The organism is Massilia soli, assembly GCF_016809835.1.
GTDB lineage: Bacteria > Pseudomonadota > Gammaproteobacteria > Burkholderiales > Burkholderiaceae_D > Telluria_A > Telluria_A soli.
In genome coordinates this window covers 546,019-568,151 of sequence record NZ_JAFBIL020000002.1, presented here as the reverse complement: position 1 = coordinate 568,151, position 22,133 = coordinate 546,019, and the positions used below count along the sequence as shown (strand labels likewise).

The 22,133-nt window shown below is 60.2% G+C and carries 21 protein-coding genes and 1 tRNA gene; 14 read left to right on the top strand and 8 right to left on the bottom strand.

Annotation, left to right across the window (positions count from 1 at the left end; translation table 11 throughout):
• Positions 1-48 precede the first annotated feature (48 nt).
• Both I4X03_RS07040 and cls read left to right on the top strand, forming a co-directional pair.
• The gene (locus tag I4X03_RS07040) at positions 49-2,142 is read left to right on the top strand and encodes a site-specific recombinase (protein WP_223467589.1); all 2,094 of its coding nucleotides are present in this window, start codon (positions 49-51) and stop codon (positions 2,140-2,142) included.
• Entirely contained in the window at positions 2,139-3,533 is a 1,395-nt protein-coding gene (cls, locus tag I4X03_RS07035) for a cardiolipin synthase (RefSeq protein WP_223467479.1), read from the top strand. The genes I4X03_RS07040 and cls overlap by 4 nt, the downstream gene beginning before the upstream one ends.
• Positions 3,534-3,590: 57 nt before the next feature.
• Here the strand turns inward: cls and I4X03_RS07030 are convergent, their stop codons facing one another.
• Together I4X03_RS07030 and I4X03_RS07025 are read right to left on the bottom strand one after the other, a co-directional pair.
• Positions 3,591-4,427: a metallophosphoesterase family protein gene (locus tag I4X03_RS07030; RefSeq protein ID WP_223467476.1), complete on the bottom strand. Its 837-nt coding sequence runs from the start codon at positions 4,425-4,427 to the stop codon at positions 3,591-3,593.
• Positions 4,428-4,521: 94 nt separating this feature from the next.
• On the bottom strand, positions 4,522-5,235 hold the full coding sequence (locus I4X03_RS07025) for a phosphatase PAP2 family protein (protein WP_223467474.1): 714 nt from the start codon (positions 5,233-5,235) through the stop codon (positions 4,522-4,524).
• A gap of 141 nt (positions 5,236-5,376) precedes the next feature.
• Here I4X03_RS07025 and I4X03_RS07020 point away from each other — a divergent pair, with 141 nt between their 5' ends.
• Positions 5,377-5,589 (top strand): hypothetical protein, encoded by a 213-nt coding sequence (locus I4X03_RS07020; RefSeq protein WP_131422779.1) that lies wholly within the window; start codon positions 5,377-5,379, stop codon positions 5,587-5,589.
• 139 nt (positions 5,590-5,728) lie between these two features.
• Positions 5,729-6,613: a dienelactone hydrolase family protein gene (locus I4X03_RS07015; RefSeq protein WP_223467472.1), complete on the top strand. Its 885-nt coding sequence runs from the start codon at positions 5,729-5,731 to the stop codon at positions 6,611-6,613.
• Between the two features lie 100 nt (positions 6,614-6,713).
• Here the strand turns inward: I4X03_RS07015 and I4X03_RS07010 are convergent, their stop codons facing one another.
• Together I4X03_RS07010 and I4X03_RS07005 are read right to left on the bottom strand one after the other, a co-directional pair.
• Positions 6,714-7,133: a hypothetical protein gene (locus I4X03_RS07010; RefSeq protein WP_223467470.1), complete on the bottom strand. Its 420-nt coding sequence runs from the start codon at positions 7,131-7,133 to the stop codon at positions 6,714-6,716.
• A 75-nt stretch (positions 7,134-7,208) separates the two neighbouring features.
• Positions 7,209-8,060 carry a porin gene (locus I4X03_RS07005; RefSeq protein ID WP_223467467.1) on the bottom strand — a complete coding sequence of 284 codons (852 nt, stop codon included), beginning with the start codon at positions 8,058-8,060 and terminating at the stop codon, positions 7,209-7,211.
• Between the two features lie 267 nt (positions 8,061-8,327).
• On the opposite strand from I4X03_RS07005, the gene I4X03_RS07000 reads away from it, so the two are divergent.
• The 4 genes from I4X03_RS07000 to I4X03_RS06985 are packed head-to-tail and all read left to right on the top strand — an operon-like array spanning position 8,328 to position 12,654.
• Positions 8,328-9,671, top strand: coding sequence for an alpha-amylase family glycosyl hydrolase (locus I4X03_RS07000; protein ID WP_223467464.1), 1,344 nt, complete (start codon positions 8,328-8,330; stop codon positions 9,669-9,671).
• Entirely contained in the window at positions 9,668-11,098 is a 1,431-nt protein-coding gene (locus I4X03_RS06995; RefSeq protein WP_223467462.1) for an aldehyde dehydrogenase family protein, read from the top strand. Before I4X03_RS07000 ends, I4X03_RS06995 begins: the two co-directional genes overlap by 4 nt.
• 7 nt (positions 11,099-11,105) lie before the next feature.
• On the top strand, positions 11,106-11,306 hold the full coding sequence (locus I4X03_RS06990) for a hypothetical protein (RefSeq protein WP_223467459.1): 201 nt from the start codon (positions 11,106-11,108) through the stop codon (positions 11,304-11,306).
• A 19-nt stretch (positions 11,307-11,325) separates the two neighbouring features.
• Complete coding sequence (locus I4X03_RS06985) at positions 11,326-12,654, top strand: M24 family metallopeptidase (RefSeq protein WP_223467457.1); 1,329 nt, start codon at positions 11,326-11,328, stop codon at positions 12,652-12,654.
• 90 nt (positions 12,655-12,744) lie between these two features.
• On the opposite strand, the gene I4X03_RS06980 is transcribed toward I4X03_RS06985, so the two are convergent.
• Entirely contained in the window at positions 12,745-13,059 is a 315-nt protein-coding gene (locus I4X03_RS06980) for a hypothetical protein (protein WP_223467455.1), read from the bottom strand.
• 125 nt (positions 13,060-13,184) lie between these two features.
• Between I4X03_RS06980 and I4X03_RS06975 the strand changes: the two genes are divergently transcribed.
• From I4X03_RS06975 to I4X03_RS06955, 5 genes are all read left to right on the top strand, one after another.
• The gene (locus tag I4X03_RS06975; protein ID WP_223467452.1) at positions 13,185-13,586 is read left to right on the top strand and encodes a VOC family protein; all 402 of its coding nucleotides are present in this window, start codon (positions 13,185-13,187) and stop codon (positions 13,584-13,586) included.
• A 205-nt stretch (positions 13,587-13,791) separates the two neighbouring features.
• Complete coding sequence (locus I4X03_RS06970) at positions 13,792-15,699, top strand: glycoside hydrolase family 13 protein (RefSeq protein ID WP_223467450.1); 1,908 nt, start codon at positions 13,792-13,794, stop codon at positions 15,697-15,699.
• 246 nt (positions 15,700-15,945) lie between these two features.
• Positions 15,946-16,248: an ArsR/SmtB family transcription factor gene (locus tag I4X03_RS06965; protein ID WP_223467448.1), complete on the top strand. Its 303-nt coding sequence runs from the start codon at positions 15,946-15,948 to the stop codon at positions 16,246-16,248.
• A 61-nt stretch (positions 16,249-16,309) separates the two neighbouring features.
• Positions 16,310-17,305 carry a zinc-dependent alcohol dehydrogenase family protein gene (locus tag I4X03_RS06960; protein ID WP_223467446.1) on the top strand — a complete coding sequence of 332 codons (996 nt, stop codon included), beginning with the start codon at positions 16,310-16,312 and terminating at the stop codon, positions 17,303-17,305.
• Positions 17,306-17,326: 21 nt separating this feature from the next.
• The gene (locus tag I4X03_RS06955) at positions 17,327-17,659 is read left to right on the top strand and encodes an antibiotic biosynthesis monooxygenase family protein (RefSeq protein WP_223467444.1); all 333 of its coding nucleotides are present in this window, start codon (positions 17,327-17,329) and stop codon (positions 17,657-17,659) included.
• 55 nt (positions 17,660-17,714) lie between these two features.
• Here the strand turns inward: I4X03_RS06955 and I4X03_RS06950 are convergent.
• The 3 genes from I4X03_RS06950 to I4X03_RS06940 all read right to left on the bottom strand — a co-directional run bounded on the left by I4X03_RS06950 (position 17,715) and on the right by I4X03_RS06940 (position 19,872).
• Positions 17,715-17,804 (bottom strand) — tRNA-Ser (locus I4X03_RS06950).
• A 68-nt stretch (positions 17,805-17,872) separates the two neighbouring features.
• Positions 17,873-18,508: a response regulator transcription factor gene (locus I4X03_RS06945; protein WP_223467442.1), complete on the bottom strand. Its 636-nt coding sequence runs from the start codon at positions 18,506-18,508 to the stop codon at positions 17,873-17,875.
• Positions 18,505-19,872, bottom strand: coding sequence for a cache domain-containing protein (locus I4X03_RS06940; RefSeq protein ID WP_223467440.1), 1,368 nt, complete (start codon positions 19,870-19,872; stop codon positions 18,505-18,507). The genes I4X03_RS06945 and I4X03_RS06940 overlap by 4 nt, the downstream gene beginning before the upstream one ends.
• A 205-nt stretch (positions 19,873-20,077) precedes the next feature.
• On the opposite strand from I4X03_RS06940, the gene I4X03_RS06935 reads away from it, so the two are divergent.
• Positions 20,078-22,132, top strand: coding sequence for a carbon starvation CstA family protein (locus I4X03_RS06935; RefSeq protein ID WP_223467438.1), 2,055 nt, complete (start codon positions 20,078-20,080; stop codon positions 22,130-22,132).
• The last annotated feature ends 1 nt before the right edge of the window (position 22,133 follow it).

Here is a 22,133-nt window from a genome sequence, read left to right as displayed (position 1 = left end):
GAATAACAGAAGTACACTGTGCCTTTCGTACCAAACGTCTCGCAAGCCATGCTGTCCACCCTTGAGCGCATCGATCCCCATGATGGCCGCATCGACGTTCTCGTCGAGCTGGTGGATCAGTTGCGCCCGCGCCAGTCACGCGATGCCGACTACGCGACCGCGCGCCTGCGCTTGCTCTGTCAACTGTTAAAAGCCAATCCCAACCGCGCCTCCGCACTGCACAGCTATATGGCGCGCCTGCTCGACAGCCGCCGCCACGCCAGCCTGTACACCGACATCGGCATCCTGTCGACGGACGGCTTCTTCACCGAGCTGAAAACGCGCTTCGCCTACCGTTTCCTGCCGCCCGCGCTGGGCGACACCTACCTGGCCGACGCCATCGACCAGGTGCTGTACTGCGAGACCGACTACCTGTGGGTGAAAGCGGTGCCGGCGGTGTACTGGCTGCAGCTGTACGACCTGGTGCATGACGCCGCGCCTGCCGCCGGTGCGCCGCCTGCCCACGTCAAGCGGACCACGGCGCTGGGCATGCTTGAAGCGATCCGCACCCTCTCCTGCCGCGTCTGCGCGCTGGGGCTGGAGCCGCGCCTGCTTCGCAGCCATGCCGAGATTGAAGATTTCGACTCGCCGTTTTTGATGCAAAACATCGAGGTCAACGACTATCTCGACGGCTATGCCCGCCTGCTGGACGGCGCCGAGGGCGATCTCGATGACGCGCGGCACCTGCTGGTGATGCTGGACCAGTGCGACGCCGTGGTGGCCAAGATCCGCCGCAATGCGATGAACCACGGCACCAGCGTCGCCCTGACCTATTTGCTGGTGGCGCTGAGCCAGAGCATCGACCGCCTGCGCAAGCTGCTGTTCCTGGTGGACGTCAGCGGCGAAGTGCCCGCCGCGCCGACCCGCGACCTGGAGATGATCGCCAGCGACGCCGTCCTGGCCGGCGTTGCGCCTCCCGGCCAGCATCGCGCCGCCGCCATGTCGCTGGCGCGCGAACTGGTCGAGGCGCACAACAACAAGTACGCGGTGCGCGACCTGGTCGCCGACAATATCGACCTGTTGGCGCGCAACGTGACCGAAAACGCCAGCCGTACCGGCGAGCACTACGTTGCCGACACGCGCCGCCAGCTTGGCAGCATGTTCGTGTCCTCGGCCGGCGCCGGCCTGATCGTCGGCGTCATGGCCCTGTTCAAGATTCTGTTCGGCTACCTGCGCGCCGCGCCGCTGGTCGAGGCCTTCCTGGTCAGCCTGAATTATTCGGTCGGCTTCGTGCTGATCCACGTGCTGCACTTTACGATTGCTACCAAGCAGCCCGCGATGACGGCCTCGCGGATCGCCAGCGAGCTGTCGGCCAAGGACGGACGCAACCTCGACATCGACAGCATGGCCGAGCTGGTCAACAAGGTGTTCCGCACCCAGACCGTGGCGGTGCTCGGCAACCTGGCCACCGTGATTCCAACCGCATGGGCCATTTCTTCAGGCTGGCAGTACATGACAGGGCAGCACCTGGTGTCGACCCAAAAGGCGCTGGGCCTGCTGCACGACATCGATCCGCTCAACAGCCTGGCCTTGTTCTACGCGGCGATCGCCGGCGTGTGCCTGTTTGTTGCCGGCCTGATTTCCGGCTACTACGACAACAAGGCGCTGTACACCCGGATGGCGCAGCGCGTGTCGCAGCTGCGCTGGCTCGGACGCCGGCTGGGGCGTGAACGCCTGGGGCGCTTTGCCGCCTATATCGAGAACAACCTGGGCGGTTTGATGGGGAACTTCTTCTTCGGAATTTTGCTCGGCACGATGCCCACCGTCGGCTACCTGCTCGGCCTGCCGCTGGATATCCGCCATGTCACCTTCTCCGCCGCCAACTTCTCTACAGCAATGGTGGCGCTCGACTACAACGTGACGTGGCGCCTGGTGGCGCTGTCCGTGGCCGGCTTCTTTGCCATCGGCACCGTCAATCTTGTCGTCAGCTTCGGACTGGCATTGTGGGTCGCGCTGCGCGCCCGTGAAATCCATTTCGACCAGGGCATTCAATTACTCAGCAGTCTGGGTCGGCGCTTCGTGGCCGCGCCGATCCAGTTTTTTATCGGGCCAAAAGATCGTGGGCCAGACGAATCTGGCATACAAGCAAGGGGAACAAAATGAACGTCGCGCGCTGGCTGGCCACATCGTTGGCAGCACTGGTACTTGGCGGAAGCATGGCGGCATGTGCCTCGCTGCCCGATTCATCCGAATTCAACCAGACGCCGGTTGCCAAGGCCAACCCGACAGTCGCCACCCCCAAAGGCAGGCTGCAGGGAAAGCAGGCGGCAGCACTGCTGAAACGGCGCTGGGCGACCGCCGCGCCCGATTTGAAGGAGCTGGCGGTGCTGGAAGAAGCCGCCACCGGCGTGCCTCTCATCGCCGGCAACAAGGTCACCTTGCTGTTCGACGGCCCGGCAACCATGCGCGCCATGATGGAAGCGGCCAAGGGCGCCAGGAACACGATCAACCTCGAAACCTACATCTTCGACCAGGATGAAATCGGCTTGCAGTTCGCCGACATCCTGATTGAAAAGCAGAAGCAAGGCGTTACCGTCAATGTGCTGTACGACAGCGTCGGCACGATCGGCACGCCGAAGGAATTCTTCGACCGCATGCGCGCAGCCGGCATCAGCCTGATTGCGTTCAATCCGGTCAACCCGGCCAAACGGCTCGGCAAGTGGGAACTGAATAACCGCGACCACCGCAAGGTGATGATTGTCGACGGCCGCGTCGCATTCACGGGCGGGCTGAACATCAGCAGCACCTACGCCAACAGCTCGTTCTTCCGCTCGCGCCGTCCACCGGAAAAAGTGGCTGCCGAAGATGTCGGCTGGCGCGATACGCACATCAAGATCGAAGGCCCGGCCGTCGCGTCGCTGCAGTATCACTTCATCAATGCATGGATCCAGCAGGAAGCCGGCGAACTGCCGCCGCGCGAGTACTTCCCGAAGCTTGCGCCGGCCGGCGACAAGGTGGTGCGCGTGCTGGCCTCGGAGCCGGGCCGCGATTCGGAAATTTACAAGTCGTACGTGGTGGCGATCCAGGAAGCGAAGAAATCGATCCACATTACGTCGGCCTACTTTGTACCGGACCCGCAGATTGTCGAGGAACTGAGCGCCGCGGCGCGGCGCGGCGTCGACGTCAAGCTGATCCTGCCGGGGGTAACCGACCATGGCCTGGTGTTCCATGCGGGCCGCGCGTTCTACGACGAGCTGCTGAAGAATGGCGTCAAGATTTATGAATTGCAGATCGCGGTGTTGCATGCCAAGGCGGCAGTCATCGACGGCAGCTGGTCGACGGTGGGCTCGGCCAATATCGACCGCCGCAGCTTTCTACACAACTATGAACTGAACGTGGTGATCCTGGACCCGGCCTTCGGCATGGAGATGGAGAGCGCGTTCAATGAAGACCTGCGCGATTCGAAGCAGGTGACGCTGGAACAATGGCGCCAGCGCCCGTGGGCAGACCGGTTGAAGGAATTTGCTGCGCGCTTGACCGAGTACTGGATCTGATCGTCTGAAAACGGCGGGTGCGCGCCGCGCGTACCCGCCCTGCCCGCTGGCGCGCGCTTACAATCCGGCCGCGTAGAGCCCGTCAGTATGGGCTGCCCAGACATTTCCTGACCGCATGAACTTCTCGGTGCTCATCACCGAGAATACCTTCCCCAGCATGTCCCAGCCGTAGCGGTCGACTTCCACCTTGTCATGTTCGACCCGCACGACGTTGAAAGAGTTCACCTCGCCGCGTCCGCGGGTGGAAGTGGCAGTGCCGGCCTGCACCACCAGCGCCGCGTATTCGCTCATGTCATAGCGCTCGGCCGTGCTGCCGGAATGGCTGGCGTGCATGTGGCCCGACAGCAGCAAGTCGACGCCGCACTCGGAAAACGCCTTCATCGCCATCGGCGCGCGATCGACCAGCGCGTCCTTGTCGGCATGCGCCGGCAGGTCGAACGGGTGATGGGTGACCACGATGCGCGTGATGTGCCGGTCCAGGTCGCACAGGCGCGAGCGGATTGCCGCCACCTGCTCCTTATTGACGCTGCCGTCCTTGATCGTCAGCGAGCGTGCGGTATTCACGCCCATCACCGCGATTTCGTCGTCGAAGTAGACCGGTTCCAGGTCGTCGGTGATGTAGCGCTTGTAGCGGTCAAGCGGCAGCAGGAAACGGCGGAACACGTTGTACAGGGAAATGTCGTGGTTGCCCGGGACAATAATTTGCGGTCCCGGCAAGGTGTCGAGCCAGGCCTTGGCCTGTTCGAACTGCTCGCTCTTGGCACGCTGGGTCAAGTCGCCCGAGACCACCACAACGTGCGGCGCGATCCGGTGCACCAGGTCATGGAGGGGGCCAAGCAATTCCTCATCGACCCGGCCGAAGTGCAGGTCGGACAAGTGAACCAGGGTACGCATGTGAACTCCTCAGGACGCGCCTCGCGAATTTCCGCCTGCGCAACGTGTCCACATTACAGGGAGTTTGGCCCGAGCGGCCACACAGCAGGCAGGGTCAGCGCGTTGCGCGCGCCGCGCGGCGCCGGCGCAGGGTCGACACGCCGGTAATGCAAATGGCCAGCCAGCCGCACCCCACCGCGATGGCGGCCATCACGTCGCTCAGGTAATGCACGCCAAGGTACATGCGGCTCAGGCCGACCAGGCCCACCATCACGCAGGCGCCAAGCATGATCAGGAAGCGGTACTTCCATTTGCCCGGAAGGCACACCAGGTAAGCCGCGAGCAGCCCGTAGAACAGCGTCGCGGCCACCGTGTGCCCGCTCGGGAAACTGTAGGTGCTCAGTGTCAGCAGCGGGTTGTCCAGGCTCGGGCGCGCGCGCTGGAAGATGTGCTTCAGCGCCACGTTCAGCAGCATGCCGCCGGGCACCGACACCAGCAGCGCCAGCAGCCAGTACTGCGCCCTGCGGATGCTGAAATAGATGCCGAGCACGGTAGCCAGGATCAGCATACCCGCCGTGTTGTGGGCATGCGTAATCACCAACATCACCCGGGTGAACGCCGGGGTGGCGCGGGCGTTGAACCAGCGCGCGATCCAGTCGTCGATGAAGACCAGCTCCTCGGCCTCGATGACCTCTTCCGCGATGCTGCCGAACACCCACACGGCCACCAGCATGATGGCGATGCCTACCGTGAAATGCAGGCCAAGCGCCTCGCCGGGCGTGAGCCGGGCGGCGACGAATTTGTGGACCCGGGGGTAGAGTTCTTTCATATAGCCATCGATATCGTGTTGTTGGTCAAAAAACCACAGATCTTGAAAATACCTGTTTATTCGTACAGTAACTGTAGATTTATACAGTGGTTGTGCTATTCTGGAACCACTCGATCAACGCAAACCTTTAAGGACCTTGTCATGACCACATTGAATAGCACCTTCGGTATGGAATACGCCCCAACCCCGTTCATGATGCGCTTCGGCCGCCGTGAAATGCTGGTCACGCGTGACTTCCGCAAGCGCTTCTATGCAGTCAACCCGTTCATCGAATGCGATACCGGCGTCGAGCCTGGCCACGTCGAGATCCTGCTGTTCAGCCGCTGGTTGCTGATCTTGTCGAAGGCACACTGACCCGTCGGCCACAGTAGAACACAAACCCGGTTCAGGCTGTCCCGCCTACCGTGCGCGGGCGTTTTGAAACCGCGTTATTATCGCTTTCTCAAGCAATGCTGCAGTACCGAGATTTCGATTAATAACAAGGAGACCGGCAATGACGCGCAAGACCGCAAACGATTTCGACCCAGAAGTACTGAAGCTGTTTGACCAGTATGTACACGGCGTGATTGACCGCCGCAGCTTCCTTTCCTCGGCCAGCCGTTACGCGGTCGGCGGTGTCACTGCAGCGAGCCTGCTTACCGCCCTGTCGCCAAGCTGGGCTGCCCAGCAGGTAGCGCCAACCGACTCCCGCATCAAGACCAGCTACGTCACCTACCCGTCGCCTAACGGCTACGGCGAAATGCGTGGCTACCTGGTCCAGCCGGCCAATGCCAAAGGCAAGCTGCCGGCGGTGCTGGTGGTGCATGAAAACCGCGGCCTTAATCCGCACATCGAAGACATCGCCCGCCGCGTCGCTCTGGAAGGCTACATCGCCTTCGCGCCCGACGCGCTGTTCCCGCTGGGCGGCTACCCCGGGGACGAAGACAAGGCGCGCGAACTGTTCGGCAAACTCGACCAGACCAAAACGCGGGCCGACATGGTGGAAGCGACCAAGATGCTGGAAAAGCTGCCGAACGCCACCGGCAAGGTTGGCGTGGTCGGCTTCTGCTACGGCGGTGGCATTGCCAACTATCTTGCAACGGTGCTGCCCGACCTTGACGCGGCCGTGCCTTTCTATGGCCAGCAAGCGCCAGCGGCGGACGCCAAAAAAATCAAGGCGCCGCTGATGATTCACGATGCCGAGAAGGACGAGCGTATCCTGGCGGGCTGGCCGGCGTATGAAGCGGCGCTGAAGGAAAACAAGGTCAACTACCAGCACTTCATCTACCCGGGCACCCAGCACGGCTTCAATAACGACACCACGCCGCGCTACGACGAGGCCGCCGCCAAGCTGGCCTGGCAGCGCACGATGGACTTTTTCAAGAAGCACTTGAGCTAAAGCGCCATACGTAACAACGCCGGGCCGCGCAATCATGCGCGGCCCGGCGTTGTTACGTATGGCGTTAATGACGGTCCGCGTCCCCGCGGCGTCCTTGTTTCTAGCCCGGTGGCGAGCTACCAAGGAAATCAATATCCTCTTCGTCCAGCGCGTCGCCCGGCATCGTTTCGATATGGTCGACATCGATATCGGCGCCGTCGCGCACGACGCTGTCGCGGCCAGCTGTGGCGCGCTCGCCGGTACCGCCGGAATCGCTGTCGCTGTCCAGGTTGGCATCGCCAACGTCAGGGCCGGCAGAGCCGCCTGCGCTGCTGGTGTCCAGGTCGGACGTGGTGCCCCCGCCCAGGTCAAGCGATTCGGTACGCTCAAGGTCCAGGCCAAGGCCTGGACCGCCGGAGATATCGCTGCCGCTATCGGACGAATCGCTCGGTCCAAGTGCGCCGGTTCCATGGCCGCGTCCAACGACACGGTCCGGGCTGTCCGGGAAATTATCAGGATCTAATGTGCTATTGCCAGACATAGTGCCTCCAACGATGGTGAGTGGGTGTGTATGAAGAGGCTACGCTTTCTTGCCGCGAGGCGGCGCACAAGGCAATTAGAAAGCGTGCCGCATGCCGACGTTGATGGCGGCGTTCTTGCTGCCCGCCATAACGGAGCTGTCGATGGCCTGGCCCGCGATGTTGCGGATCTTGGTCACCGAGCAGGTGGTGTAGAAGTCTGTGCGCCGTGACATGGCGTACGTGGCGCCGATGCCGAGCTGGTCGGCATCGTGATTGGCCAGGTCACGGTCGTTCTTGCGGATGAACGAAGCGAGGAAAGTGGTTCTGCCCATCGGCACTGCGATGCCGACCAGCTTGTCGCGGCTGTCGGTCGACGGCGTGGCGCTGAGTGTCGCACCATAAGGATTGTCTGGATTCCACAGTGGCGAGCTGCCCCAGCCGCGGCTGGCGCTGTAGGCGGCATACACTTTGGCGAAGCCGACCTTCATGTTTGCGGCGATCACACTGTTCTTCGCAGACAGATTATTCCCCAAATGCATGTTGGGAATGACCTTGGCGACGTTCTTGTTCTGATGTGCGAGACGCAGGGTGAAGCCACCGCGCTCCAGGCCGAGCGACATGCCCCAGGCCCGATGGCCGAAAGCCCTGCCGCGCGAATCGATGACGGCATGCCGGGAAGCGGGCGATACCTCGTCATCGGACCTGCTGTAATACTGGACGCTGCCGGTAATCTGCTTGCCGGCGCGCTTGGCGCCGAGCGCGAAAGGCGCTTCGGCGACGCCGTCGAAGGCCTCGCCGACTTCCAGCAAACTGAGATAGCGGAAGCTGTACGGATTCAACACTGAAAGGCCATCACTGTGTGGCACGCAATCGGAGCAAACGGTATCGATCACGCCATCTGTTTCCAGCGTGCCGTAGACCGACACAGGTGGTTGGGCATGCGCCATCCCGGCGCAAGCGCTAAGGGCAACGACAACGAGGCAGGATGCTTTCATGACTTTGATCCGGAGTTAATCTTTCGACATGACTCTTTATCCTCTGATTTTCACTCTCGTTCCGTCCGTTACCACACATAAGCGCAGCTTGCTTTAAACCAAGCTCTTCGGACGGCCCCGTAAAATCTCTTGCTACGCCCTTGGGCGTACCGGCGGCGCACGCCACCGTGTATTATTCTCACCGCAACTATTTCTTTTCTTGCTGACAGAAGGCCACAGATGAAATTCACCGCGCGCCCATTCGCTTACCTGATCATCGCGCTGTGCGCCGGCGTCCTTCCTGTCCATGCGCAAACCTCCGGATCCGCCGCTCCCGCCGCGGTGCAGCATCCCGCCTGGTCGCGCGACGCCAACATCTATGAAGTTAACATACGCCAATATACGGAAGAAGGCACGATAAATGCGTTCGCTGCGCACCTTCCACGGCTAAAAAAAATGGGCGTCGACATCCTTTGGTTGATGCCTGTACAACCAATCGGCGAAAAGAACCGCAAAGGGAAGCTCGGCAGCTACTACGCGGTACGCGACTATACCGCCGTCAATCCCGAATTCGGCACCATGGACGACATGAAGCGCCTGGTGAAACAGGCGCACGGCCTGGGCATGCGCGTCATCCTCGACTGGGTCGCCAACCACACCGCCTGGGACAACCCATGGGTAAGCGAACACAACGACTGGTACAAAAAGAACGACAAGGGTGAAATCTATCCGGTCACCTTCCTCGAAGGCGCCGAACCCGAATACTGGACCGACGTGGTCGCACTCGACTACAGCAAGCCGGAAGTCTGGAAAGCAATGACCGATGCGATGGCCTTCTGGGTGCGCGAAGCCGACATCGACGGCTTCCGCTGCGACGTCGCCGGCCTGCTGCCGATTCCGTTCTGGAACCAGGCCCGCGCCGAGCTCGACAAGATCAAGCCGATGTTCATGCTGGCTGAATGGGCCGAACCCAAGTTGCACGAACAAGCGTTCGACATGACCTACGGCTGGGACCTGGCCGACGTGATGAAACAGGTCGCCAAGGGCAAGGCCGACGCCGACGAACTCAAGCGCGTGTTCACGCACCCGGACAAGGTGTTCCCGGCGCACGCTTACCGCATGCGCTTCACCAACAACCACGACTTCAACTCCTGGCAAGGCAGCGATACCGAGCTCTACGGCCCGGCTTTCAAGACGATGGCCGTGCTCGCTGCCACCCTCCCGGGCATGCCACTGATCTACAGCGGCCAGGAATCGGGCCTCGACAAGCGCCTGGCGTTCTTCGAGAAAGACCAGATTGCATGGAAAACTTACCAGTTTGAAGGCTTCTACCGCGACCTGCTGAAGCTGAAGAAGGATAACCAAGCGCTGTGGAACGGCCAGTACGGCGGCGCGCTCGAATTCATCGATACCGACAACGACAAGGTCATTGCCTACCGCCGCAAGCGGGAAGGCAACAGCGTCACCGTCATCGCGAATGTCTCTGCAGCCCCGCAGCAATATGCCCTCGGCGGCGCCAAGGCGCGCACGACGATGGCGGCCTGGAGCTGGAAAATCGACACCAAGAAACAAGGACAACAATGAAACAGAACTATATCGACGGCGCCTGGCTGAACGGTGCAAGCAGCACCGCCAACATCAATCCCTCCAACACAGGCGACGTCATCGGGCACTACGCGCAAGCCGACGCGCAGCAAGCCGAACTGGCCATCGCCGCCGCGTCGGCGGCTGCGCCCGGCTGGGCGCTGTCGAACATCCAGATGCGCGCCGACGCGCTCGACAAGATCGGCACCGAAATCATCGCCCGCAAGGAAGAACTCGGCACTTTGCTATCGCGCGAAGAAGGCAAGACCCGCATCGAAGGCATCGGCGAAGCGGCCCGCGCCGGCGCGATCTTCAAGTTCTTCGCCCAGGAATGCCTGCGCCTGCGCGGCGACAAGCTGCCCTCGGTGCGTCCTAACCTTGACATTGAGATCACCCGCGAGCCGGTGGGCGTGGTCGGCATCATCGCCCCATGGAACTTCCCGATCGCAATTCCCGCGTGGAAAATCGCCCCTGCCCTCGCCTACGGCAACTGCGTACTGCTGAAACCGGCGGAACTGGTGCCCGGCAGCGCCTGGGCACTGGCCGAGATCATCAGCCGCGCCGGCTTGCCGAACGGCGTATTCAACCTGGTGATGGGCCGCGGCAGCGTTGTCGGCCAGGCGTTCCTGAATGACCGCCGCGTCAATGCGATCAGCTTTACGGGCTCGGTCGGCACCGGCGCCAAGGTCGCGCAGGCCGCGATTGGCCGCCTCGCCAAGATGCAGCTGGAAATGGGCGGCAAGAATCCGCTGGTGGTGCTCAACGACGCCGACCTGGCGACGGCCGTCAACTGCGCCGTGCAAGGCTCGTTCTTCTCCACCGGCCAGCGCTGCACCGCATCGAGCCGCCTGATTGTCGAGAAAGATATTTACCCCGCATTTGTGGCCGCAGTAAAAGAAAAGCTGGCCAGCCTGACCATTGGCGACGCGCTCGCGGCAGGCACCGACATCGGCCCGGTCGTCGACCAGAGCCAGCTCGACCAGGACCTGGACTACATCCGCATCGGCCGCGACGAAGGCGCGACGCTGGCGTTCGGCGGCGAACGTATCGACGGCGCGACGCCAGGCTTCTACCTGCGCCCTGCCCTGTTCACCGACTGCAGCAACGACATGCGCATCAGCCGCGAAGAAATCTTTGGCCCGGTCGCGAGCGTAATCCCGGCTGATAATTACGAACACGCACTGGCGCTGGCGAACGACACGCAGTTCGGCCTGTCGAGCGGCATCGTGACGCAATCGCTGAAGCACGCCACCCACTTCAAGCGCCACGCCCAGGCCGGCATGGTGATGGTCAACGTGCCCACCGCCGGGGTCGACTACCACGTGCCCTTCGGCGGCAGCAAAGGCTCCAGCTACGGTTCACGTGAGCAAGGCACTTATGCAGCGGAATTCTTCACCACGGTGAAGACCGCGTACTGCGGCGTTTAAGGACCATATGAAATACGTCATCACGCTTGCCGCGCTGTTCTTTTTGTTCTGGACGATCATGAACAAGGCGAGCAAGCGAGGCAAGCTCAACGAAGGCGCGAACAAGGCGGTGAAGTCATTGGCGACAACCATGCGCTACTTCATCATCGGCCTGATCGTGCTGGGACTCATCGCGTTTATCTTCGTATTCTTCACCCACCAGAACTGAACACCGCGCCGGGATATCAATGAAAAAACTTCTGTTAGCCGCACTTCTCACCGCAGCAGGCTTCGCGCACGCGCAGGCCATACCGGTTCGCGAGCAAGCGCGGGTCGTCAACGAAATTCTGGCGGAACGCCTGGATGTTCTGCTGCCCGAGTTGATGAAGAAGAACAACGTCGACATGTGGGTGCTGATCTCGCGCGAATACAATGAAGACCCGGTCCTGAAGACCATGTTGCCGGCGGAATGGCTCAATGCCCGCCGCCGGACCATCCTGGTGTTCTACCAAAACCCGACAACATCCAAATACGAGAAGCTGGCCGTGGCCCGCTACGACGTCGGCACGGCCATCAAAGGCGCGTGGGACATGAAGCGCTTCCCCGATCAGTGGGACGCGCTGGCTGACGTGATCAAGACGCGCAATCCGAACAAGATTGCCATCAACACGTCGATGTCGTATGGCCACGCTGACGGCATGGACCAGACCGACCATGCCGAGTTCATGCGTACGCTGCCTGCCGGCTTCAAGAACAAAGTCGTGTCAGCCGAGAAACTGGCCGTCATGTGGCTGGAAGCGCGCACCGAACGCGAGATGCAGCTTTACCCGCAGCTGGTCAGCGCGACGCACAAGATTATTGCCACGGGCTTTTCCGAACAGGTGATTACGCCGGGCATAACAACGACTGCGGATGTCGAATGGTGGTTCCGCCAGAAAATTCGTGACAGCGGCTACGACACGTGGTTCCACCCAACGGTATCGATCCAGCGAAAAGATTCTGGCGAAGCCAAGGACTTCGCATCGCGTCCGAAGAACGACGTGATCGTTCCTGGCGACCTGCTGCACGTCGACATCGGCATCAACTACCTGCGCCTGAACACCGACGTGCAACAGCATGCCTATGTTCTGAAGCCTGGCGAGAAAGACGTGCCGGCATCGCTAAAGACAGCCTTCGCCAACGGCAACCGCCTGCAGGACATTCTGACCGGCCACTTCAAGCAAGGACGCAGCGGCAACGAGATTTTGGCGGCATCGCTGGCGCAAGCGAAAACCGAAGGCATCGGCGCGACGATCTACACTCACCCGCTTGGGCTGCACGGCCACGCGGCCGGCCCGACGATTGGCATGTGGGACGCCCAGGGCGGTGTGGCCGGCAGCGGTGATTTCCCGATGCACTACAAGACCGCGTATTCAATTGAGCTTAACGCGGAATCGACTGTGCCGGAATGGGGCAAGAAGGTACGTGTGATGCTGGAGGAAGATGGCTACTTCGATGAAACAGGCTTCCGCTACATTGACGGGCGGCAGAAGCAGATTTACACGATCCCGCGCGCAACGACGCAGATCGGCTACTAGCCTCGTCGTTCCCGCGGAAGCGGGAACCTATACGGAGCGTGGTGAGCATTCAGCATGGGTTCCCGCTTTCGCGGGAACGACGGATGATGCCTAGCGGTTCTCTCTGACAGCAATATCCACCAGGGTCTTGCCATCGGCACTGACCACGCACTTCGCCACCATTCTCGAGGCCATGCCAATCTCATTCTTCGCCGAGAAGTCGATCGACACCTGCAACTGCCCTTGGGGATCCTTGGTGATGGCCGGGTCCTTGTTAATGTAGGAAACCGACTTGGCATTTGTCGCGCGCGACTCGATGGTATTCATGCAGGTTTGACGGGCGGCAGCGTCAAGCGGGGTGAGCGCGTCACCGCTTTTGCCGCATCCGGCCAGAGCAATGACGCCCAAAATCATCAGTTTCTTCATATTCGCTCCAAGGTTTTTTGCAGATAATACACTCCGCCAAAAAAACTCTGCAACTCTGTCGATTTTCCAGCAGCTGAAACGTCGAAAGTGAAGAAGCACCCAATCAACCAACACGAGGGAACACCATGAACAAGCAAATCTTCGTCAACCTGCCAGTCAAAGACCTGAACAAGTCCAAGGAATTCTTCTCCGCATTGGGCTACACGTTCAATGCGCAGTTCACCAACGAGCAAGGCGCCTGCATGGTAATTTCCGACAACAGCATCTACGCGATGCTGCTGACGGAAGAGTTCTTCAAGACCTTCACCGACAAGCAGATCGCGAAGGCCAATGAGGTAACGGAAGTGCTGACCTGCCTGTCGTGCGAAAGCCGCGGCGAGGTAGACAGCATGGTGGCAAAGGCACTGGCCGCCGGCGGCACGTCGCCACGCGCGCCGCAGGACCACGGCTTCATGTATTCCCGTAGTTTCGACGACCTGGACGGACACACCTGGGAGCTTGTCTACATGAGCGGCGAGCCCGCATAAGTCACCGCCCGTCGTTCCCGCTTAAGTCACCTCCCGTCGTTCCCGCGAAAGCGGGAACCCATACTGCGCATCCGACAGCCGCTCAAAATGAAGCATAGGTTCCCGCCTCCGCGGGAACGACCGTGTTCACTGATTCCTCGGCAGCCGGTTGTGCAAATATGACTGAGTCCGAATAGCATTGAAATAAAACTACATCAATAAGCACTTGAGGCTTGTTTCCGGTATTTTTGTCTGTTACTTTACTACATTAACAAAAATATCCGGAGACACAGTGCGCAAAATCGTTCTCGCTATCTCAGCTTGGATTCCCGCGATGTGGGCAAGTGCATCGCCCTATCAAATCCAGCATGTCGAACCAATGAACTGGTGGGTTGGCATGAAGCGTCCCGACCTGCAGGTAATGGTGCATGGCGAGAAAATCGGCGAACTCGAGGCGGCGCTGAGCTATCCGGGCGTGCGGGTTGCCAGTGTGGAGCGCACCGACAATCCAAACTACCTGTTCGTCAACCTGAAGATCAGCAAAGACGCGAAACCGGGCGAACTAAAGCTGCAGTTCAAGCGCGGCAAGCAAGTCGTGGTTAGCCAGCCATACCGGCTGGAAGCGCGCCGTCCACAATCGGCGCAAAGGACCAGCTTTGACTCGAGCGATGCGATCTATCTTCTGATGCCGGACCGCTTCTCGAACGGCGATGCCACCAATGATGTTGCCGGCATGCTGGAAGGCAGCGACCGCAAGGACCCGACCAAGCGCCACGGCGGCGACCTGGCAGGAATGCAGGCGCAGCTTGACTACGTGCGCGACCTCGGTTTTACGATGATCTGGCCGACTCCCCTGCTCGAAAATAACCAACCGACCTACTCGTACCACGGCTACTCGCTGACTGATTACTACAAGATTGATCCCCGCTTCGGAAGCAATGAAGATTTCCGCAACTATGTCGCTGCGGCCAACGCCCGGGGCATTGGCGTGATCCACGACATCGTTCTCAACCACATTGGCACTGGACACTGGTGGATGAAGGACATGCCGGCAGCCGACTGGATCAACCACGGAAAAACCTTCCTGCCGACGAATAACCAGCATACGGTTGCCCAAGACATCCATGTCGCCCCTGAAGAGAAGGCGCGCTTCTTCGACGGCTGGTTCGTCGAGACGATGCCCGACATGAATCAACGCAATAAACTGGTAGCCAGGTACCTGATTCAGAACACGCTGTGGTGGATTGAGTACGCCAATTTGTCCGGCATCCGGGAAGACACGTACTCCTACTCGGATCCAGCATTCCTGAATGACTGGAACCGCGCCGTCGTCGAAGAATATCCAAAGATGAACATCGTCGGCGAGGAAATGGATGCGCGCCCGCACATGGTCGCCTACTGGCAAAAAGGTGTCATCAATCGCGACGGCTACAAGTCGGAATTGCCTACTGTGATGGACTTCCCGCTGTCGGACACGGCGCCGTTGGCCCTGACGGCGCCGGAATCGAGCGGCCAGGGATTGATCAAGATTTACGAGATCCTCGCTGCGGACTATCTGTATGCCGACCCGATGAAACTCATGGTGTTCCCGGACAACCACGATCGGCCTCGGATTCTGGCGCAGGTCGACAACAACGTCGACTTGATGAAGACCAACCTGATCCTCATGGCGACAACGCGCGGCATTCCGCAGATGTTCTACGGCACCGAGATCATGATCGGCAGCCCCAAGCAGCGCGACGACGGTGTGCTGCGTGCGGACATGCCAGGTGGCTGGGCCGGCGACAAGGTCAATGCATTCAGCGGCGCCGGCCTGTCCGACGGCCAGCGCGACATGCAAAACCTGGTACGCAAGCTGTTCAACTGGCGTAAAACGAGTTCGGCAGTAAAGCACGGCAAATTGACCCACTACCTGCCGCATGAAAATACCTACGTGTATTTCCGCCATGATGGCAAGCAGACGGTGATGGTGGTGCTGAACAAAAATCCAGGCGCGAGCCAACTGGACCTCAAGCGCTTTGCCGGGATGATCAAGAACGCGCTCACGGCGAAGGACGTGCTGACCGGCGCGACCGTGGACCTGCGCTCACCGCTGACCCTACCTGCAATGACGTCCGTTGTACTCGCGTGGTAACCAGTCCGGCGTCTGACGTCGCGCGATAAGACTGACAGCGGCGGCAACGCCGTCTGTCAATCGCGAAAATAAGTTGCCATGACAGCCGCGTGTGGCACGCCCCTAGCTCGCGCAGGACAGTCTGATTTGTTCAAAGGCCGCAACCGCGAGAACTGTCCTGACCTGAGCCGCGCAACGCGGCGCCCGACCCGTTGCCAGATTAACGACCCAACTTGACATATCGCGAAATATCGATATGATGTGCTGATGAACTTACTTGAAATCTTCAAAGCACTCTCGAATCGTACCCGCCTCGACATCTTGGAACGGCTGAAAGATCCTGAGAACAACTTTCCACCGCAAGATGAAGGAGACGTTCATAAGGTAGGCGTCTGTGTAAGCAGTATCCAGGAGGGCGTCGGATTGTCGCAGTCGACGGTCTCCAACTATCTTGCAACATTGCAGCGAGCTGGTTTGGTTGAAGTCCAGCGCGTTGGTCAGTGGACATACTATAAGCGGAACGAAGAAGCGATCAGGTCACTCGCGGAACTGATTGGCAAAGACTTGTAAATTTTTTTGATATGATATATCGAAATTCCTCGATATCTCTTTTTGACGAAGTGAGGATGAAATGAAAGCAATGACTCTTAATACTTTTGGCGGTATCGATGCATTTGAACTGCGTGAAGTACCCAAACCCGTGCCTGGAGCAGGACAAGTGCTGGTTCGAGTTCACGCTACTTCCATCAACCCTTTGGACTACCAGGTCCGTCGCGGCGATTACCAGGACTACGTGCCACTCCCGGCCATTACCGGTCACGATGTTTCCGGCGTGGTCGAAGAAGTCGGACCAGGTGTAACGGCCTTTGTCCCAGGTGACGAGGTTTGGTACACGCCCCAGATCTTCGATGGCCCAGGAAGCTATGCGGAGTACCACGTTGCGGCCGAAAACATCGTCGGGAAGAAGCCTGCTTCTCTCAGCCATCTTGAAGCTGCCAGCTTGACCCTGGTTGGCGGGACGGCATGGGAAGCGCTGGTCGGCCGTGCGCAACTGCGAGTCGGGGAAAGCATTTTGGTGCACGGCGGCGCGGGTGGTGTGGGCCATGTGGCAATTCAAGTTGCGAAGGCTATCGGTGCGAGGGTATTCACGACGGCACGTGCGGAACAGTTCGACTTCGTCCGAGGCCTGGGCGCCGATGTCGTTATCGACTATCAGAAGGAAGACTATGTCGACGTCATCATGCGTGAAACAGCCGGCCAAGGCGTCAACGTTGTCTTCGACACGATTGGTGGCGACACCCTCACCCGTTCTCCTGACGCGCTTGCCCAGCTCGGCCGGGTCGTCTCGATCGTCGATCTCGCGAAGCCGCAGAACCTCATTCAAGCCTGGGGCAAGAATGCGAGTTATCACTTCGTGTTCACACGACAGAATCGTGGCAAGCTCGATGAACTGAGCGCGTTGGTCGAACGCGGTCAGCTTCGGCCGCATGTCGGGGCGACTTACTCATTGGCCGACATTCCGCTTGCTCATGCTCGTCTCGAAAGTCGTGATAACGGGCTGCGCGGAAAAATCGCTATCGCCGTCGTTCCGTCGGCGAATACCAACGCTACCCAAGCCCAGTCATAAGCACCGATTACGGAGGATGTCATGATCTACGAAATTGCATCGATACCTGTCAGAACCGATCAGATCGACGCATTCAAAACCGCGTTCGGCGAGGTCACGCACCTGCTTGCGCGCGCGAAGGGCTACGAGGGGCATCTGCTCACACAGGGAGTCGAGACGCCATCGCTGTTCAGTCTGATCGTGCAGTGGCAAACGCTCGAGGACCATACGCAAGTATTCGAACCAAGTGAAGACCACCTGGTCTTCATGACGGGGCTGCAAGCGTACTTCGCCGCGGAACCTTCTGTGTGCCACGTTCGAGCGGCCTTTCCCCACCAAGGAATGGACCTCTCTGCGCAGGAGATGATCGGCTAAGGCACCCTGCCAGACGAACAAAAGCCCCAACTTGTGGGGCTTTTGTTTATTATCCTGGCGGAAGCGGTGAGATTCGAACTCACGAACAGTTTAACCCGTCGCCAGTTTTCAAGACTGGTGCCTTCAACCACTCGGCCACGCTTCCTGCTGGCCCGCATTATACATAAATCATCCCCGAATGGGCAGCGGGCCGCCATCCTGCCGGGTGTCCATCTATCGCCCGCCCTCGAAGTGCGCATGCTGCACAGCAAATTTGATCAGCTCCGCCTGGCCTTCAATCCCCAGCTTGCGCTTAATATTCAGCCGGTGCGTCTCCACCGTGCGCACTGACAAATCCAGGTCGCTCGCGATCTGCTTGTTCGACTGGCCCGCAGCAATGTGCTGCAGCACTTCCTGCTCGCGCACCGTCAGCTGGTTGTCCTGCGCCATCGGGTGCGCGAGTTGCCGCGCCAGCGCAGCGCTGTAGTAAATTCCGCCGGACATCACCGTCTCGATCGCTAGCACAATGTCCTTGCCCGGAGCGTCCTTCAGCACGTAGCCGCGCGCGCCGGCCTGCATCGCCTGGCTGACGTATTCCAGCTTGTCGTGCATCGACAGGATGAGCACGGCAATACCGGGAACCGCGGCGCACAACCTGCTGGTCGCCTCGATACCGTTGCTGCCACGCATGTTGATGTCCATAAGGACGAGGTCCACCTGCTCCGCTCCCGCCTGCCTAAGCGCGTCGTCGGCGCCATCGGCTTCCGCCACAACGCGAAAATGCGGCACTGCCTCCAGCCGCGCGCGCAGTCCGTCGCGTACCAAGGGGTGGTCGTCAACCAGCATGATCCTGATGATGTCTGTCGTCATGTTTTCAATCCGTCGATTTCCACCGAGGCTTTCACCGTTGTTCCTGAAGTTGAGGATGCAATATCCAGGCGCCCGCCGATCGCGTCCATCCGCTCCATCATATTGCGCAGCCCGATTCCGCGTTTTGGGTGCAGCGCGACCCGCTTCGAATCGAAGCCGCTGCCGTCGTCGCTCACAATCAATGTCATGGTCTTGCCCTTTCGTACCAGTGCCATATCGATCCGCTGCGCGTGCGCGTGGCGTTCGACGTTGGTCAACGCCTCTTGCGCGATGCGGAACAACACCGTGTTGGCCACATGCGGCAGGCCGTCGGTATTGCCCTTGGCCGAGAAATGCACCGGCGTGGCGCTGTGCTCGGTAAATTCATGCGCCAGGTAGTCTAGCGCCGCGGCCAGGCCAAGGTCATCGAGAATCGCCGGCCGCAGGTTGTGCGAAATGCGCCGCACCTCGCCAAGCACATCGTTGAGTTGCTCCGCCGTGTGTTCAAAACTGCTGCGCGCCTTCTGCTGCTGTTCAGCATTACCAGACAACCGGATGATCCCTGCCTCGATCTGCAGCTTGATCGACACCAGCCACTGGCTGATACCGTCATGCAGGTCGCGCGACAGCCGCGCCCTCTCCGATTCCTGCGACTCCACCACCCGCTGCGCCAGCACTTTCAGCTTGGCATCGGCCACGCGCAGCTCGCTGATATTCAGCGCCAGCCCGCCGACAGCCACGATCACCGCGCTGACAATCGCCAGCGCCGCAATCCACATCATGGTGCCGCGAATATGCTCGGACTGCTGGGCGTCGATCTTGGCCAGGGCAGCCTCCACGTCGTCGAGGTAAATTCCGGTGCCAATCATCCAGCCCCAGTTGTTCATTGGAATCACATAGCCGAGCTTGGGCGCTTCCTTTTTCGACGAGGGCTTGGACCAGCTGTAGCGCTGGAATCCTCCGCCCGCCTTCGCCCTCGCGATCAGGCGCTGAATCGTCGGCACGCCCGCGGCGTCGCGCATCTCCCACAGGCTTTGTCCCACCAGTTCGGGCTGGCGCGGGTGCATCAGGTTCTTTCCTTGCATGTCGTAGACAAAGAAATAGCCGTCGTTACCGTAGCTGAGGCTGCCTAAAATCTGCTTGGCCTCCTCCATCGTTGCCTCGTCGGTGCGTCCCGACTCATACAGGTGCGCGATGGACCGCGACGCCAGCGCTACGTAATGCTTCAGCTCGGCTTCCTTGCTCGCAAGGTAAGCATGCTGGATCGTCGCCCTTTGCTGCTGAGCAAGCGCGACTGCCTCCTGGCGCACGAACAGCGCGATCGCGCACAGGGCAACAATGAGCGGCGTAATCGCGAGGACTATCACTTTCTGCCTTAACTTCATGCTTGCCGACTTTCCTTTTAACCGATCCATAAGATTTTACGTGCCTTCGGCCATTCGTGTGTACGTGGTACTACGTACACCCTCTGCGTAGTGGTGCGCTTGATCGAAGTGGTGCGTTCTTCAATACTTCGGTGCACGCTGCGCACCAAACTGGCACTGACCGGTCCGTCCCCGCAGAGCCCGCACAATCCTTGGAGGATCCAATATGAAACGTCTTACAAGCCAGCTCGGTTGGGCTGCGCTATCCGTTGCGGGCGCCGGCTCGCTAGCATTTATTGCGCTCAAGCGCGGCGAGTCGATCAACGCAGTGTGGATCGTCGCCGCGGCGGTCTGCGTTTACCTGATCGCCTACCGCTTCTACAGCCTGTTCATCGCCACCAAAGTCTTGTCCCTGGACGAGACTCGCCAGACCCCGGCCTACCGCAACAACGACGGCCTCGATTACGTACCAACGAACAAGAACGTACTGTTCGGCCACCACTTCGCCGCGATTGCCGGTGCAGGGCCGCTGGTCGGTCCCGTGCTTGCCGCGCAGATGGGTTATCTGCCGGGCATGCTGTGGATTCTGGCCGGCGTGGTGTTTGCCGGCGCTGTGCAAGACTTCATCGTGCTGTTCCTGTCGATGCGCCGCGATGGCCGCTCGCTGGGCGACCTGATCAAGTCGGAACTGGGCGAAATTCCCGGCCTGATCGCGCTGACCGGCACGTTCATGATCATGGTCATCATCCTGGCCGTGCTGGCCCTCATCGTCGTGAAAGCGCTGACGCACTCGCCGTGGGGCAGCTTCACCGTCATGGCGACCATTCCCATCGCGCTGTTCATGGGCTTGTATTCGCGCTACTGGCGCGTTGGCCGCGTGGGCGAGGTATCGGCAATCGGCTTCGTGCTGCTGATGCTTGCCATCATCGGCGGACAGTTCGTGCAAGAGTCGCCAGTACTCGGCCCGATGTTCGACTACACCGGCACCCAGCTGACCTGGATGCTGATCGGCTACGGTTTCGTCGCTTCCGTCATCCCTGTGTGGCTGCTGCTGGCGCCGCGCGACTACCTGTCGACCTTCCTGAAGATCGGCACCATCGTCGGCCTGGCGATCGGTATCGTGCTCGTTGCGCCGCACATGAAGATGCCTTCGGTAACGCAATTTATTGATGGCAGCGGCCCGGTCTGGGCGGGCAACATGTTCCCGTTCCTCTTCATCACCATTGCCTGCGGAGCCGTGTCGGGCTTCCACGCACTGATCGCTTCGGGAACAACGCCGAAGATGATCGAGAATGAGCAGCACGCCCGCTTCATCGGCTATGGCGCGATGCTGATGGAATCGTTTGTGGCGATCATGGCGCTGGTGGCGGCATCAACCATCGAGCCAGGCATCTACTTCGCCATGAACAGTCCGGCGGCAGTGCTCGGCACGACGGCGGAATCGGCAGCGGCTGCGATTTCGCAATGGGGCTTCTACATCACGCCAGAAATGCTGACGCAAACCGCAAAGGACGTGGGAGAGAGCAGCATCATCTCGCGCGCCGGTGGCGCCCCTACCCTGGCGGTCGGCATGGCGAACATCCTGTCGGAAGTTATCGGCGGCAAGGCCATGATGGCCTTCTGGTACCACTTCGCCATTCTGTTCGAAGCGCTGTTCATCCTCACAGCGGTGGACGCCGGCACCCGCGCTGGCAGGTTCATGCTGCAAGACCTGATGGGCGCATTCGTGCCATCGTTCAAGCGCACCGATTCGCTGGTGGCCAACCTGACCGCGACTGGCTTGTGCGTCACGGCCTGGGGCTACATCCTGTATCAGGGCGTGGTTGATCCGCTGGGTGGCATCAATACCTTGTGGCCGCTGTTCGGCATCGCAAACCAGATGCTGGCGGGTATCGCGCTGATCCTGGGAACCGTGGTGTTGTTCAAGATGAAGCGTGCCAAGTACGCGTGGGTGACGATGGCGCCAACTGTGTTCCTGCTGGTGTGCACGCTGACCGCAGGCTGGCAGAAAGTGTTCAGCGAAAACGTCAAGGTCGGATTCCTGGCGCACGCTAACAAGTTCCAGGCGGCGATTGACCAGGGAACCGTGCTGGCGCCAGCGAAGTCCATGATGGAAATGGAGCGTATCGTGTTTAACGACTACCTCAACTCGAGCCTGGCGATGTTCTTCATGGTCGTGGTGGTGTCGGTGCTCATCTTCGGTATCAAGGCTGCGCTGGCGGCACGTGCGAACGCGTTGCCGACAACCAAAGAGACGCCGTTTACGGCAGCGGCGGCATAAG